This window comes from Pseudomonas antarctica (assembly GCF_001647715.1).
Classification (GTDB): Bacteria; Pseudomonadota; Gammaproteobacteria; order Pseudomonadales; family Pseudomonadaceae; genus Aquipseudomonas; species Aquipseudomonas antarctica_A.
In genome coordinates this window covers 2,288,479-2,302,807 of sequence record NZ_CP015600.1, presented here as the reverse complement: position 1 = coordinate 2,302,807, position 14,329 = coordinate 2,288,479, and the positions used below count along the sequence as shown (strand labels likewise).

Below are 14,329 nucleotides of genomic sequence, written 5' to 3'. Positions count from 1 at the left end.
GCGCGCATGTCAAAAAACGGCGTCGTTTTTCAGCTTTCAATTGAACGTTTAAACAATAAAGAAACCGAAAAAGCGGCCGATAGCCTGACTCTCTGTGTTTTCAGGTTAAGGATGCTCCTCGATGTCCATCAGACAGCTCTCCATACAATGGAAAATCACCCTGCTCGCCGGCCTGTGCCTGCTGGGAATCGTGACCCTGCTGGTGGGTCTGTCGCTGTATCGCATGGAGCAGAGCTCGCAACAGGTCAAAGCCTCCAGCATGCAGATGCTCGACGAGTCCGCCCAGGCCCGCATCGAGGCGCAAGGTGAAGGACAGGCGCTGGGGATTCGCCAGCAATTCATGGATGCCTTCCAGTACGGCCATGGTTTTTCACGCCAGGTGCTGTTTTTGCGCGAACAGGCTGAAAAACGCTTTCTCGACGCCTTCGACACGCGCGAAGACCTGACCCGCCAGGTCAAGGCCGCGCTGCAGGCCAACCCGGATTTGCTCGGTTTGTCGCTGGTGTTCGAGGCCAATGCGCTGGACGGCAAGGATGAGTTGTTCGCCAACCAGGCGGAACTGGGCAGCAACGACAAGGGCCGATTCGCTCTCTACTGGTCGCAGCCGACACCCGGCAAACTGACCTCCATGGCACTGCCCGAAAGCGACATGTCCGACACCAGCACAGGCCCCAGCGGCGAGAAAGCCAACGCCTGGTTCACCTGCCCGCGCACCACCCTGAAACCCTGCGTCATCGAACCCTACTTTTATATGATCGACGGGCAAAACGTGCTGATGACCAGCATCGTCTTCCCACTGATGGTCAATGGCAAAGTCATCGCCTCGCTGTCGGCGGACATCAACCTCAACAGCCTGCAGGCCGTTAGCCAACAGGCCAGCCAGAAGCTGTATGACGGCCAGACCCAAGTCAGCATCCTCAGCTCCACCGGTTTGCTCGCCGGCTACAGCCCGGACGCCAGCAAACTCAGCCAGCGCCTGGACAAGGTCGACCCTGCCAGCGGTGCGCAATTGATCAACGCCCTGGCCAGCAGCACGCAGACCCGCAGCCTGCGCGCCGACCACCAACTCAAGGTGCTGGCGCCCTTCACACCGATTCCCGGCGGCAAACCGTGGGGCGTGTTGCTGGATGTGCCGGAAAAAGTCCTGGTGGGCCCGGCCGAAACACTCAAGACGCAGCTGGACGCCGATAACGCCCGTGGCACCTTGCTGGAACTGAGCCTGGGCCTGCTGGCTGCAGTGATTGGCTTGATCCTGGTGTGGCTGATGGCTCGCAGCGTGACCCGACCGATCCTCGGCGTGGCACGCATGCTGGAAGACATCGCCAGCGGCGAAGGCGACCTGACCCGCCGCCTGGCCTATGACAAGAAGGATGAGCTGGGGCAACTGGCCGGCTGGTTCAACCGCTTCCTCGACAAGCTGCAACCGATTATTGCTCAGGTGAAACGCTCGGTGCAGGACGCCCGTGGCACCGCCGACCAGTCCGCCGCGATTGCCAGCGAAACCAGCGCCGGCATGGAGCAGCAATACCGCCAGGTCGATCAGGTGGCGACCGCCTCCCATGAAATGAGTGCCACCGCCCAGGACGTGGCCCGCAGTGCCGCCCAAGCGGCACAAGCTGCGCGCGACGCCGACCAGGCCACCCGTGAAGGGTTGACCGTGATCGACCGCACCACCACCAACATCGGCAACCTGGCGGCGGATATGAGTACGGCCATGGCCCAGGTCGAAGGCCTGGCAGCCAATAGCGAGAAAATCGGTTCGGTGCTGGAAGTGATTCGCGGGATTGCCGAGCAGACCAACCTGCTGGCGCTCAACGCCGCCATTGAAGCCGCCCGCGCCGGTGAGGCCGGCCGTGGTTTTGCCGTGGTCGCCGACGAGGTCCGCAACCTGGCGCGACGCACCCAGGAGTCGGTGGAAGAAACCCGCCTGGTGATCGAGCATCTGCAAAGCGGCACCACCGAGGTGGTCAGTTCCATGGGCAACAGCTATCGCCAGGCCCAAGGCAGTGTCGAGCAGGTCGGCCAGGCGGTCACCGCCCTGCGCCAGATCGGCGATGCCGTCACGGTGATCAGCGACATGAACCTGCAAATCGCCAGCGCCGCCGAAGAGCAAAGCGCGGTGGCCGAAGAGATCAACAGCAATGTCGCGACGATTCGAGATGTGACCGAGTCGTTGTCGGAACAAGCGAATGAATCGGCACGGGTGAGCCAGGCGTTGAACAGCCTGGCGAATCAGCAGCAGGGGCTGATGGATCAGTTCCGCGTATAAGCGAATGGCACAAACCCTGGGCCCGATGAAGGGCCCCTGTGGGCGATCGCCCCCTCCCGCAGGTTGACCTGCGTTGCGTCAGCTTTGGCGTTTGGGCAACTCGACCAGCACTTTGAGCCCACCCTGCTCACTCTCCTGCAATTGCAACACCCCGCCCCACACCTCGACGATATCCCGCACGATCCCAAGGCCCAGGCCATGGCCGTCGACCTGTTCATCCAGGCGGGTGCCACGGCTGAACACCTGGTCGCGCTGGGCCTGTGGAATGCCCGGGCCGTCGTCTTCGACCGCCAGCAGATAGCTGTGCGCGGTTTCGCTGATACTCAAGCGTATTTCGGCGTCCGCCCATTTACAGGCGTTGTCCAGCAGGTTACCCAACAACTCCAGCAGATCTTCGCGGTCCCAGGGCAGTTGCAGGCCGGGCACAACGCGGTAGCTCAAATCCAGGTGTTCGCCGTGAATCATGTTCAACGTGGCCAGCAGGCCGGGCAGTTCCTTTTCGCAATCAAACAAGGTCCCCGGCAGCGTTTCACCGGCAAGACGGGCACGGTTGAGTTCGCGATTGAGGCGTTGTTGCACCTGCTCAAGCTGGTCGCGCAGCAACTTGCTCAGGTGCGGGTGGTCTTTGAGCACCTCACTCGACGCCGCACTCAACAACACCGCCAACGGGGTTTTCAGCGCATGGCCGAGGTTGCCCAAGGCATTGCGCGAACGCTTGAGGCTGTCTTCGGTGTGGGCCAACAGGTGGTTGATCTGCGCCACCAGCGGCTCGAGCTCCAGCGGCACTTGAGTATCAAGTTGCGAACGCTGGCCCTGTTGCAGTTGGGCGATCTGCTCGCGGGCGGTTTCCAGCGGCCGCAAGGCGCGACGCACGGTAACCCGTTGCAGGATCAACACCAGTAACAGCGCCGCCAGCCCAAGCACCAGACCAATCTGGCGCATCAGGCGGAAGCTTTCCCGCACAGGCGTGTAGTCCTGGGCCACGCTGATGGAAATCGACTGGCCGAAGCGCTTGTAGTCCGAACGCAACACCAGCAGTTGCTGGCCTTCCGGCCCCAATTGCAGGTTACCCTTGAGCCCGGCCTCGGGCAGGCGTGGCAGTTCCTGGTCCCAGAGCGAGCGTGAACGCCAGTGCGCGTCGGCAAAATCAATGCGGAAATAGTGCCCGGAAAACGGTCGCTGGTAAGCCGGTGACAGGCGTTGCTCATCCAGTTGCACACCGTTCGGCCCGCGCACCAGCGCCACCAGCAAGTTCTCGCTGTCGTTGCGCAACCCAGCGTCCAGATAACGCTGCAAACCGGCCTCGAACAGCCACAAACTGGTCTGCGCGAGCACCACGCCCACCACCACCATCACGCTGATCAGCCCCAGGCTCAGGCGCCGCTGAATCGACCTCATGCCGGGGCGGCGCCAAACCGGTAACCCTGGCCGCGCCGGGTTTCGATCACGCTGCGCCCCAGTTTGCGGCGCAGGTGGTTGACGTGCACCTCCAATACATTGGAGTCACGCTCGGTCTCACCGTCATACAAGTGCTCGGCCAAGTGGCTTTTCGACAGAATCTGTTCCGGGTGCAGCATGAAGTAGCGCAGCAGGCGGAATTCGGCGGCCGTCAGTTGGATTTCGTCACCCTCACGCAGCACACACTGGCGCCCTTCATCCAAGTGCAAGCCGGCCGCTTGCAACGTAGGCTGGTTGGCTTGGCCATGGGAGCGGCGCAACAGGGCCTGGATGCGCAAGTGCAGTTCTTCGGGGTGAAAGGGTTTGCTCAGGTAGTCGTCGGCGCCGGCCTTGAGCCCTTCGATACGCTCGGCCCATGAATCGCGTGCGGTCAGCACCAGCACTGGGGTGGCCAGGGCGGCTGCGCGCCACTGCGCCAGCACTTCCAGTCCGGGCAGCCCCGGCAAGCCGAGGTCGAGGATGATCAAGTCATAGGGTTCGCTGCGGCCTTGATAGGCTGCGTCGCGCCCATCCGCCAGCCAGTCGACGGCGTAACCCTGGCGCTGCAGGCCCGCCACCAGTTCATCGGCCAGCGGCACATTGTCTTCCACCAGAAGCAGGCGCATCAGTCGTCTTCCTTATCTTTGAGCAACTCACCAGTGCTGGCGTCGAGCTCGATTTCACGCACCACGCCTTCGACGGTCAACAGCTCGATTTCATAGATATAGCGCACCGGCCGCTCCTTGTGCTCTTCAAGCTCGGCATCCAGCAGTTTGGCGCCCGGGTAGCGCTCGAACGCCGGGCCCAGCAAGTGCTCCAGCGGGGCGATCACGCCCTTCTGGCGCAGGCGCAAGGCTTCGTCCTGACCAAGGTCATGGGCCGACAGGCTTGAGCTGGTCAGTATCAATACCAGCACCACCTGCCTGCCTGCGCATAGATTTACCTTCATTGCGTGTCCTGATGTTCCTGAGGGCGGCCCGGTTAGGGGCTTGGGCCAAATAGGCGATGGGGACAATGATACGGGCGGCGAACCGACCCGTGAGGGTTTTCACGTAAGCCTGCGTTTCTGGATGAATGTCCTACGCGACCCACGTTAACCCTGGCAACTTAACTGAAACTGAATTGCCACCATGGCAATTTGAGCCAAGCGCTTTTCCCTCATCGTGCCAGATTTTCTATACTGGCTCATTCGCGTCAAAAGAGACCGGTATGACAGCCATCCACATCAAGTTTCCCGCCCTGACTCTCAAGGCCGGCAAACGCGCCTATACGCGCATTCGCGAACAAGGCCTCGCGCCGGCAGACGTCGGTATCCTCCCCGGCGCGGCCGGGGGCCCCAAAGCCCTTGGTATTCAGGGCCTGGACCTGGCGCTGTTCGGCGATTGGCTGCCACGCGCGCCGCGCGAACGCGCACTCATCGGCGCGTCCATCGGCTCCTGGCGGTTTGCCAGCGCGTGCCTGCCCGACCCGGTGCAAGGCCTGCTCGACCTCGGCCGCCTGTACAACGAACAGCGTTTTGCCAAAGGTGTGACCATGGCCGAGGTCAGCCACAGCTGCCAGCGCATGCTCGATGATCTGCTGGCCGGCCGCGATGCTCGGGTGCTGGACAACCCCGACTACCGCCTGAACATCATGGTGGTCAAAAGCCACGGCCTGCTCGCCGATGACCACCGTGGGCGGTTGGGCCTGGGCCTGTCGTCGGTGATTGCCGACAACCTGCGGGGCCGCGCACGGCTGTCGCGGCATTTCGAGCGGCTGATCATCCACGACCCACGCCAGGCGCCGCCGGTGCATCCGCTTAAGGATTTCCCGTCGCGCTTCCTTAACCTGGAACTGGGCAACCTGCGCCAGGCACTGCTCGCCTCCGGCTCAATCCCCATGGTGATGCAAGGCGTGCGCGACCTGCCCGGCGCAGGCGCCGGCACTTACCGTGACGGCGGCCTGCTGGACTACCACCTCGACCTGCCCTACCACGGCGATGACATCGTGCTGTACCCGCACTTTACCGACCGGGTCATCCCCGGCTGGTTCGACAAGGGCCTGCCATGGCGACGCAGCAATCAACAGGGTTTGCAGGATGTATTGCTGCTGGCGCCGTCCAAGGACTACCTGGCCCGCCTGCCCTACGGCAAATTGCCGGACCGCAGTGATTTCAAGCGCTTCATGGGCGATGACCCGAGCCGCAACAAATACTGGCAAACCGCGATGAGCGAGAGCCAACGGTTGGGGGATGAGTTTCTTGAGTGGGCGGACAACGGCAAATTGGGCGAGCATTTGCAGGCCCTTTAACGCAACAGCGATCTCCTGACCGTGAGCGGTATCCTCGCCGCGCGTTCAGCCTGTTGTTGCATCGCCCCACCCTTAAAATTTCGCCGCAAAATGTAAGATTGCCAGCGTTCGAGCTTCACGCGCTATTCAGACGTCAGGCAGACGCGTATCACGCCCCAAAGCGGATGGGTCGGCGCACTGAATGCGCGCCGACCCATATTGCCAAGCGTCGAGCGTCAGTGACTGGCTTGAGTCGAGGCTGGCACGCCGCCCCTTGGCTGCGACCGGATATGCTGCAGCAGAGGATTCAACGCACCGCCCCAAATAACCGCATTAGCGAGTTTGGTAGGGTGGTTGATGGTGTTTCCACCCACGCTGCCGGGGTTGGTACTGAAATCCCCTAACCCATATATTTCAATATCACTTAAATCGGGAGCACCGTGAGCCTCGGGAACTCCCAAATTCGCTATCCAATTGGAGATGGTGCCCTCTGCGCCTGACACCACCAAGCCGACTTTACCGAAGCGCAGGTTGTTGAAGTCATACACGGAAATAACGTTAACGCCATTCAAATACACCTCGTGCTTCGCCCCGCGAACCGTCACTTTCACGCTGACCGAAGTTCCATCCGGTATGGGTGCGTAAACCGCTGACCGACCAATCACGGTGCCGCCCCAGTAAAGCAGAACCTGGTTGGCTGTCACTTGCGCCGTGTACTGACTCAGGCCTGAGCCCATAGACCGATAGCGAATACCGCCTATTTGTCCAGACCAACTGGGCATCGTGAAAGTAGCCGACAAACTGACATCCTGGCACGCCCTGTTGAACATCGCAGCGCCACGCCCCTTCAGGGTGTATTGCTCAGGCGAACCGGATACCGCGAATGTAGTGCCTGTTTCCGGACTCCAGCCGGTGGGATAGCTCGCAAGGTTATCGTCGCGAATAAAACTAAGCTTATCCACATCGACGCCTGCGCGGTGAAGATTGAACAGTCGGTTAATATCCAGGACGGTCAGATTTCGAACTTTCGCAACATCCCGCGCTGCGTCAGCCGCGACTTGAACCTGCTCTTGATGCCCAAAAGCAACGGACGGTAACGCGGCAGGCGCAATAGCAGTAGAAGGGACTTTTGACCAGGTATTCTGATAATCAAGTGACTTGAAATAATAGTCGGCGTTTACACTACTGCTTCCCGTAAGATCATTGGCACCAAACATATAAATCACGAGGTCAGGAGCAAAGTCCTTAACGTGGTCAGCCCAGCTCTTTCCCACAACGGAGCCGCCGGGCCATTGACGCGTGACCTCACTTCCCGGCTCCCTGTAGAAACCCGTCATCGGATTTTCGACAGCGCCCGCCTCCCCTATGTAATTACGGTTTGAGTACATCCCCATCCCGCGTCCAGCCAGGCTGAAATTACCAAAGGTGAAAGCAATGTCGGGATTCTGCTCGCGGGCCAATCGCATCAAGGTAGCCACGACGGAGTTTTCGTAAAGCCCGTCAACATCACCCTGGGAAATAGAGTCGCCGACAACGGCGATTTTAACTGCGCCCTCTTTAATAGCAGCGTCAAGCCGCTCCAGATTGCCCACGTTGGACAGCGTTGAGAAATCATCCGGCGCATTCTGGTTGCTCGGGAGGCTCGGAGCGCTAACGGAAATAGCGGGAGCGGCTAGCGTCGCGTCGTTTTGGGTGGGTGCGACCGCGCCAGCAAGATCCGCCCCAAATACGTATTGACCGGAACCAAAGAGGTTGAGTGGGACGCTAATGAAAAAAGCAATCAAGAAAATCAGTGGTTTCGTTCTGTAGTGCACAGGGTAAGCAGACACGTCGTGACACGCCAATTCAATAGAGAATTTTAATTCTACTGAATTCCACTTAATTTGTCGCAAAGGTGCATACCGAACGCCGAAACCTTTACTGAAGTGATGTTGAACTAAACAGCGCAGGTTTCTTCACCGTAACAGCCACGCTGTTATCGGGTTTCTTAATACGCTGAACTCAACGTCCTTCACCAGCGAATAATCTCTGCGCTCACTGCCTTGACTCTTTTTGCACTCGGATGTGCTCCGTCAGCGCCGAGAAAGATCCCGCCCAGCAGACGCTGTTGGCCAGCTTGGTTGGATGGTTGATACCGTTCCCTTCCGGCGTGTGATTGTGGGTGGCGCAGGCATCACCGCCGTAGAGGTCGAGATCACTCAGCTGCGGTACGCCATTCGCGCAGTAGTTACCTTTGTCTACGATAAATTCAGTCAGGGTTCCAGTGCCGCCGATGATCGCCACCCCGTGACTGCCACGGCGCAGATAGTTGTAGTCATGGACACTCAGTTGCAGCACATCGTTGACATATACCCTGTGCAGCGCGCCGCGAACATCAACCTGCAACACAACCTTTGAGCCGGACGCGATTTCACCAATGGCCTTGTAGCCAATGGTGGTTGCGCCCCAACAAAGAGCCAGAAAGCCCGACGAGACGTGCGCGCTGTATTGGTGTGCAGCCGAGCCCTTCGACCGATAACGCAGGGCGCAGGTCGTAAACACCCAGTTGGGGCAGCTAAACGTAGCCTTGATCATGATGTCCAGCGACTGCGCGTGATGCAGTGCCGACCCGGTGCCGCTCATTGAGCTCGCGTCCGCATTTGCCAGTGACAGCGTGGAGCCGTCCTCGACATGCCAGCCGGTTGGATATCCGGCGAAGTTGTCATCACGCGTGTAGTGGAGGTTGTCGACGTCAAAGCCGGAACGCAGCAGGTTGAATGCCCGGTTGATATCGACCAGCGTCAGGTTCAGTTCCCGGGCCACGCCGCGTACGCCATCAGCGGCGATTTGAGCCTCTTCCTGGTATCCCGCTGAAACGGCCGGCAGGGCTGTGGTGGATACCCCAATAGACGGAGCCTTGGGGAAATGGCTAATCAGCCCGACCACATACTTAAGTGCGGTCGTGTTCCCGACACTCGAGCCGGACAAATCGTTAGCACCGTGCATGACCATGACAAAGTCGGGAGCGAAATCCTTGAGGTGCGCCATCCACGACTTACCGACGACGGATCCTCCCGGCCACTGGTCAGTCACGGGAGCGCCGTCAGGGCGATAAAACCCGGTACTGAGGTTTTCCGGGTAGGGCTGCCCCACGTACGTCTCGGTTGCCAGTGCTCCGATACCTCGGCCTGACAGGCTGAAGTTGCCCACTACAAAGTTGATTGCAGGGTTCTGCTCGCGCAAAGCCCGCATGACCGTTGCCACAACCGAGTGCTCATAAAGGCCGTCGCGATCGCCTTCGACAATCGAATCGCCCGCAAAAGCTATGCGTACGGTGCCCTCGGAAATAGCTGCGTTGAGCCGGTCCAAGTTGCCCAGGTTGGAGAATATCTCGAAATCGGCAGCGGTCGGTTGCAGCTCTGTGCGGTCGGGGCGATCCACCGGTGCCAGTGCAAGACCAACGGTTTCAGGCGCGTACTCAAGGGCCGACGTTTCCTGCACCGGGGCGCCGTCTTGCGCCGCTTTCATGCCTGCCCAGCGCTTCAGGGTCTTACTCAGCCTTGCACGCCAGGTACGGTCTGAACGATCGCTCGCGCCATTCGGCTCGACAGAGTTTCTGTTGGTAAAGGCCATGATTGCCCCCGAGGCAAAAAAAAACGCTCAGTGGCGAGCCTTGAAACGGTTGGTATTATGCGGGTTTATCGGCGACCAGGAAGAGCGCGTTGCCAAAACAGGTTAGAATAGGCCCCAACTCGGTCGCCTGGCGCCAGTCGGCAAGCGCCGAATGGATGGCCTCAATCGCGCCCAGCGACGACCTATCAGTACATTGATCAGTGCATCTAAAACTGACAATCACTTCAAACCCACGCAACACAAGCCCTACAGGTCACACCGTGGAAATCTTCAAAGAGTTTACCTTCGAGTCCGCCCACCGCCTGCCCCACGTACCGGAAGGCCATAAATGCGGGCGCCTGCACGGGCATTCGTTCAAAGTGGCGATCCACCTGAGCGGCGACCTGGATCCCCATACCGGCTGGATTCGCGACTTCTCGGAGATCAAGGCGATTTTCAAGCCGCTCTATGAACGCCTCGACCACAACTACCTCAATGACATCCCCGGCCTGGAAAACCCGACCAGCGAAGTGCTGGCCAAGTGGATCTGGAATGAGCTCAAACCCCTGCTGCCGGAACTCAGTGCAATTCGTATCCATGAGACCTGCACCAGTGGCTGTATCTATCGCGGTGAATAAGCGATGAAGTGCTGAAGAACCACCTGCGGGTGGTTTTTTTATGCCTGGGAAGCACGCTTGATGCGGCATGTACCCGAATCCCATGGGTGTGGCCACTCATGGGAGGCGTCTGGGTTTATCGCGCCAAATCGTCAATGCGATCGAAACCGGTCGCCATGATCCGAGCTTGCCTCTGGCGTTCAAGATCTCCAAGGTGTTCGAATGCCGTATCGAGGCGTTCTTCGAGGCGCCGAAGGGCTGATCCATTTTGACAGGAGCACACTGCAATGCTGCGCCCCGCCACTGTTGCTGATGTTGCGACCATCGAGGCCATCGTCCAGGCCGCCTATTCGCCTTACATCGAACGGATCGGCCGCAAGCCCGGGCCGATGCTTGAGGACTACCGCCAGCAGGTCGAGGCAGGGCACGTACATGTGCTGGACAACGCCGGGCAGGTCCAGGGTTTTATCATCTTGCTCAACGCCGATAACCACCTGCTGTTGGAAAACCTGGCCGTCGCCCCAGATGCCCAGGGCCTGGGATTGGGACGTCAGTTGATGGACTTTGCCGAGCACAAGTCACTCGCTGCGGGTTACGCAACCATCCGCCTCTACACCCATGTAGCGATGACTGAAAACATCACGTTGTACACCCGCCGCGGCTATGTGGAAACCCATCGCATCGAGGAGCACGGCCTGCACCGTGTGTACATGACAAAGCGCCTTTAGGAGAACCTCATGGAAAACATCTGGCTGGCCCAGGCCAAGCGCCTACAGGCACTGGCGTCCACAGGGCTGCACTTTTGCACCGACGATTTCGAACGTGAGCGCCTTGAAGAAATTGCGCAGATTGCTCACAGCATGCTGGCGCAACTGGCGGATGTGCCGTTGGAACGCATCACCGGGCTGGTGTCGGATTTTGCCAAGCGTTATTCAACGCCGATGGTTGAAGTGCGCGGTGCGGTGATCGATGGCGACCGGATTCTGCTGGTGCGCGAATTGACTGATGGTTGCTGGGCGCTGCCTGGTGGTTATGCCGATATCGGTTTATCGGCGGCGGAAAACATCGTCAAGGAAATCCGCGAGGAAGCCGGGCTAAGCGTGACGGCGCGCGCGCTGTATAGCGTCACTCACAAGGCCAAGGGCCTCTATCGCCCGGACGTGCGGGACTTCTACAAGCTGTATTTCCTCTGCGAACGGGTGGACCAACTGGCGCCGATGCCCGGTTTCGAGACCACTGAAGTGGGCTTTTTTACCCTGGACGACCTGCCGCCGCTGTCCCGTGGGCGCACCATCGAAAGCGATCTTGAAGCAGCCTTTGCGTTTCATCGCGGTGAGGTCACCCAGACGCTGTTCGACTGATCCAATGTGTATCACCGCTGCACTGCTTTCGTGCCCGACCGGGCACAACGACCATGCAATGAGACGATACGCGCCTGTTTGGCTCCACATACACTGCGCTGCCGGTTTGGCACGCGCAGTGCAATAGCCCTGCGTCAGTCATCCAGGGAGCAAGGCCATGACGCAGCAAGAACCGGGCAACGATTACCCCCTCAGCGAAGTGCCGATGCATGCGCGCAAGGGCCTGGCGTCTACCGCCATGGTGCTGTTGGGGTTTACGTTTTTTACCGCGACCATGTTTGCCGGCGGCAAGCTGGGCGTAGCATTCAGTTTCACCGAGATGCTCGGTGTCGTGGCCCTGGGTAACCTGTTGCTGGGTATTTACGCGGCAAGCCTGGGTTACATCGCCTTCAAAAGCGGCTTGAACTCGGTGCTGATGGGGCGTTTCTGCTTTGGCGAGGTGGGCAGCAAGCTCAGTGACTTGATCCTTGGCTTCACTCAGATTGGCTGGTACGCCTGGGGCACTGCCACCGCCGCTGTGGTGCTGGGCAAGTATTTCGAATTGGGCCAAGGCTCGGTGCTGGCATTGATGGTGCTGTTTGGCCTGGTGTTCTGCGCCACGGCCTATGTGGGCTATCGCGGGCTGGAGATTCTGTCCTACATCGCGGTGCCGGCCATGGGCATTTTACTGTTTCTGTCGATAGGGGTCGCCACCCTCAAAGTCGGCGGCCTGGACGGCCTGTTGGCGGTGGTGCCGACAGGCGAGCTGGATTTGTCCACCGCGATTACGCTGGTGTTCGGCACCTTTGTCAGCGGCGCGACACAGGCCACCAACTGGACGAGGTTTTCTCGTTCGGCCAAAGTCGCGGTGCTGGCGAGCCTGATCGGCTTCTTTATCGGCAATGGTTTGATGGTGTTGATCGGGGCCTATGGCGCCATCGTCTATCAGCAGCCGGACGTGGTCGAAGTCTTGCTGCTCCAAGGTTTCGCGATGGCGGCGATGGCCATGTTGCTGCTCAACATCTGGAGCACCCAGGACAACACCATCTACAATTTCGCCGTCGCAGGCTGCAATTTGCTGCGCACCCGCAGGCGCAAGACCGTGACCCTGGCCGGCGCGGTAATCGGCACCCTGCTGGCGTTGCTCGGCATGTACGACCTGCTGGTGCCCTACTTGATTCTGCTGGGCACCGTGATCCCGCCGATTGGCGGGGTGATCATGGCGGACTTCTTCTACCGTTATCGCGGCCAATATCCGCGCCTGGCCGAGACCCGCCTGCCGGCCTTCAATTGGCCTGGGCTGGTAGCGTATGCCGTGGGCACCATGCTGGCGTTCCACTCGCCGTGGGTGGCACCGTTGGTGGGGATTGTTGCCGCGTCCTTGACCTACATTGGGCTGAGCGCAGTGCTGCGCGTACGGGCACCGCTGGCTGATGCACGGGGATGAGTCTGGCAGGCGTCTTGGGAATGGTAACCTTATGGCCGACGCGCCAGGCCGTACATCACAACAGCCCGGATAATCTGGCGTTGTCTGCCTGATTGTCATTAGCCAAGAGGAACTTGCCCATGCATATCATCAACGCCCGCCTGCGCAACCGTGAAGGCCTGCATGATCTGCACCTGGAACACGGCCGGATCGCCAGCATCACGCCACAAACCGTGGCGCCAACCTTAAGGGCAGACGACCTGGACGCCGCCGGCAACCTGGTGATACCGCCCTTCGTCGAGCCGCATATCCACCTTGATGCCACCCTCACCGCCGGCGAACCGCGCTGGAATATGAGTGGCACATTGTTCGAGGGCATTGAATGCTGGGGCGAGCGCAAAGCCACCATCACCCAGGAAGACACCAAGACCCGCGCCAAGCAAACGATCCAGGCCCTGGCCGCTCACGGCATCCAGCATGTTCGCACCCATGTCGACGTCACCGACCCCGACCTCACCGCACTGAAAGCCATGCTGGAAGTCCGCGAAGAAAGCACGCACCTGATCGACCTTCAAATCGTCGCCTTCCCGCAGGAGGGCATCGAATCCTACCGCAATGGCCGCGAACTGATGCAGGAAGCCATCCGCCTGGGCGCCGATGTGGTCGGTGGTATCCCCCACTTTGAATACACCCGCGACCAAGGCGTGAGTTCGGTGAAGTTTCTCATGGACCTGGCCGAACGTACCGGCTGCCTGGTAGACGTGCATTGCGACGAAACCGATGACCCGCACTCGCGTTTTCTCGAGGTTCTTGCCGAAGAAGCCCGCAGCCGCGACATGGGCACACGCGTCACCGCCAGCCACACCACGGCCATGGGTTCCTACGACAACGCTTATTGCGCCAAGCTGTTTCGCCTGTTGGGGCACTCAAAAATCAGCTTCGTCTCCTGCCCCACCGAAAGCATCCACCTGCAAGGTCGCTTCGACAGTTTTCCGAAACGCCGCGGCGTCACCCGCGTCAACGAACTGCTCGAGGCCGGCATGAACGTCTGCTTCGGTCAGGACTCCATCGTCGACCCGTGGTACCCGCTGGGTAATGGCAACATCCTGCGTGTGCTGGAAGCCGGTTTGCACATCTGCCACATGCTCGGTTACCGCAACCTGCAAAGCGCCCTGGACCTGGTGACCGACAACAGCGCCAAGGCCATGGCCTTGGGTGACCGGTACGGCCTGGAGCCCGGGCGCCCGGCCAATCTGTTGATCCTCTCGGCAGACAGCGACTACGAGGTGATCCGCAGCCAGGGCCTGCCGCTCTACTCGATCCGTAATGGCAAGGTGCTGATGAAGCGGCAACCGGCGCAGGTCGAGTTCTTGTAAAACCG

The 14,329-nt window shown here is 60.0% G+C and carries 14 protein-coding genes and 1 pseudogene; 10 read left to right on the top strand and 5 right to left on the bottom strand.

Annotated features, from left to right (window positions below; translation table 11 throughout):
* Positions 1-121: 121 nt before the first annotated feature.
* Positions 122-1,411: pseudogene (locus A7J50_RS32245) on the top strand (HAMP domain-containing protein); the annotation flags it as partial.
* Positions 1,412-1,513: 102 nt separating this feature from the next.
* The gene (locus tag A7J50_RS32240) at positions 1,514-2,269 is read left to right on the top strand and encodes a methyl-accepting chemotaxis protein (RefSeq protein WP_407017733.1); all 756 of its coding nucleotides are present in this window, start codon (positions 1,514-1,516) and stop codon (positions 2,267-2,269) included.
* A 78-nt stretch (positions 2,270-2,347) separates the two neighbouring features.
* Here A7J50_RS32240 and A7J50_RS10645 read toward each other — a convergent pair whose 3' ends face one another.
* Genes A7J50_RS10645 through A7J50_RS10635 form a run of 3 tightly spaced genes read right to left on the bottom strand, consistent with a single transcriptional unit; the run spans position 2,348 to position 4,655 of the window.
* Positions 2,348-3,667 carry a sensor histidine kinase gene (locus A7J50_RS10645; protein ID WP_064451751.1) on the bottom strand — a complete coding sequence of 440 codons (1,320 nt, stop codon included), beginning with the start codon at positions 3,665-3,667 and terminating at the stop codon, positions 2,348-2,350.
* Positions 3,664-4,332, bottom strand: coding sequence for a response regulator transcription factor (locus A7J50_RS10640; protein ID WP_064451750.1), 669 nt, complete (start codon positions 4,330-4,332; stop codon positions 3,664-3,666). The genes A7J50_RS10645 and A7J50_RS10640 overlap by 4 nt, the downstream gene beginning before the upstream one ends.
* Entirely contained in the window at positions 4,332-4,655 is a 324-nt protein-coding gene (locus A7J50_RS10635) for a PepSY domain-containing protein (RefSeq protein ID WP_064451749.1), read from the bottom strand. The genes A7J50_RS10640 and A7J50_RS10635 overlap by 1 nt, the downstream gene beginning before the upstream one ends.
* A 260-nt stretch (positions 4,656-4,915) precedes the next feature.
* Between A7J50_RS10635 and A7J50_RS10630 the strand changes: the two genes are divergently transcribed.
* Complete coding sequence (locus tag A7J50_RS10630; RefSeq protein WP_064451748.1) at positions 4,916-5,995, top strand: patatin-like phospholipase family protein; 1,080 nt, start codon at positions 4,916-4,918, stop codon at positions 5,993-5,995.
* A gap of 215 nt (positions 5,996-6,210) precedes the next feature.
* Here A7J50_RS10630 and A7J50_RS10625 read toward each other — a convergent pair whose 3' ends face one another.
* Complete coding sequence (locus tag A7J50_RS10625) at positions 6,211-7,803, bottom strand: SGNH/GDSL hydrolase family protein (RefSeq protein ID WP_167353687.1); 1,593 nt, start codon at positions 7,801-7,803, stop codon at positions 6,211-6,213.
* Positions 7,804-8,008: 205 nt separating this feature from the next.
* Positions 8,009-9,586 (bottom strand): SGNH/GDSL hydrolase family protein, encoded by a 1,578-nt coding sequence (locus tag A7J50_RS10620; RefSeq protein ID WP_156526269.1) that lies wholly within the window; start codon positions 9,584-9,586, stop codon positions 8,009-8,011.
* Positions 9,587-9,675: 89 nt separating this feature from the next.
* Here A7J50_RS10620 and A7J50_RS31375 point away from each other — a divergent pair, with 89 nt between their 5' ends.
* From A7J50_RS31375 to codA, 7 genes are all read left to right on the top strand, one after another.
* Positions 9,676-9,783, top strand: a complete 108-nt coding sequence (locus tag A7J50_RS31375) for an AlpA family phage regulatory protein (RefSeq protein WP_237140897.1) — start codon at positions 9,676-9,678, stop codon at positions 9,781-9,783.
* A 63-nt stretch (positions 9,784-9,846) separates the two neighbouring features.
* A complete protein-coding gene (gene queD, locus A7J50_RS10610; protein ID WP_003190259.1) occupies positions 9,847-10,203 on the top strand; it encodes a 6-carboxytetrahydropterin synthase QueD in 357 nt (118 codons plus the stop codon).
* 67 nt (positions 10,204-10,270) lie between these two features.
* Entirely contained in the window at positions 10,271-10,444 is a 174-nt protein-coding gene (locus tag A7J50_RS30540; RefSeq protein ID WP_082895858.1) for a helix-turn-helix transcriptional regulator, read from the top strand.
* A gap of 25 nt (positions 10,445-10,469) precedes the next feature.
* Positions 10,470-10,910: a GNAT family N-acetyltransferase gene (locus tag A7J50_RS10605; RefSeq protein ID WP_064451744.1), complete on the top strand. Its 441-nt coding sequence runs from the start codon at positions 10,470-10,472 to the stop codon at positions 10,908-10,910.
* A gap of 9 nt (positions 10,911-10,919) precedes the next feature.
* Entirely contained in the window at positions 10,920-11,543 is a 624-nt protein-coding gene (locus A7J50_RS10600; RefSeq protein ID WP_064451743.1) for an NUDIX hydrolase, read from the top strand.
* Positions 11,544-11,700: 157 nt separating this feature from the next.
* The gene (gene codB, locus A7J50_RS10595) at positions 11,701-12,969 is read left to right on the top strand and encodes a cytosine permease (RefSeq protein WP_064451742.1); all 1,269 of its coding nucleotides are present in this window, start codon (positions 11,701-11,703) and stop codon (positions 12,967-12,969) included.
* A gap of 119 nt (positions 12,970-13,088) precedes the next feature.
* Positions 13,089-14,324, top strand: a complete 1,236-nt coding sequence (gene codA / locus A7J50_RS10590) for a cytosine deaminase (RefSeq protein ID WP_064451741.1) — start codon at positions 13,089-13,091, stop codon at positions 14,322-14,324.
* Positions 14,325-14,329 lie beyond the last annotated feature (5 nt).

What these genes read in the sequence shown, in the direction of transcription:
- A7J50_RS10645 (WP_064451751.1), bottom strand. Translation starts at nt 3,667, where the DNA reads ATGAGGTCGATTCAGCGGCGCCTGAGCCTGGGGCTGATCAGCGTGATG.
- A7J50_RS32240 (WP_407017733.1), top strand. Translation starts at nt 1,514, where the DNA reads ATGGAGCAGCAATACCGCCAGGTCGATCAGGTGGCGACCGCCTCCCAT.
- A7J50_RS10600 (WP_064451743.1), top strand. Translation starts at nt 10,920, where the DNA reads ATGGAAAACATCTGGCTGGCCCAGGCCAAGCGCCTACAGGCACTGGCG.
- codA (WP_064451741.1), top strand. Translation starts at nt 13,089, where the DNA reads ATGCATATCATCAACGCCCGCCTGCGCAACCGTGAAGGCCTGCATGAT.
- A7J50_RS10635 (WP_064451749.1), bottom strand. Translation starts at nt 4,655, where the DNA reads ATGAAGGTAAATCTATGCGCAGGCAGGCAGGTGGTGCTGGTATTGATA.
- A7J50_RS10620 (WP_156526269.1), bottom strand. Translation starts at nt 9,586, where the DNA reads ATGGCCTTTACCAACAGAAACTCTGTCGAGCCGAATGGCGCGAGCGAT.
- A7J50_RS10630 (WP_064451748.1), top strand. Translation starts at nt 4,916, where the DNA reads ATGACAGCCATCCACATCAAGTTTCCCGCCCTGACTCTCAAGGCCGGC.
- codB (WP_064451742.1), top strand. Translation starts at nt 11,701, where the DNA reads ATGACGCAGCAAGAACCGGGCAACGATTACCCCCTCAGCGAAGTGCCG.
- A7J50_RS10640 (WP_064451750.1), bottom strand. Translation starts at nt 4,332, where the DNA reads ATGCGCCTGCTTCTGGTGGAAGACAATGTGCCGCTGGCCGATGAACTG.
- A7J50_RS30540 (WP_082895858.1), top strand. Translation starts at nt 10,271, where the DNA reads ATGTACCCGAATCCCATGGGTGTGGCCACTCATGGGAGGCGTCTGGGT.
- A7J50_RS10605 (WP_064451744.1), top strand. Translation starts at nt 10,470, where the DNA reads ATGCTGCGCCCCGCCACTGTTGCTGATGTTGCGACCATCGAGGCCATC.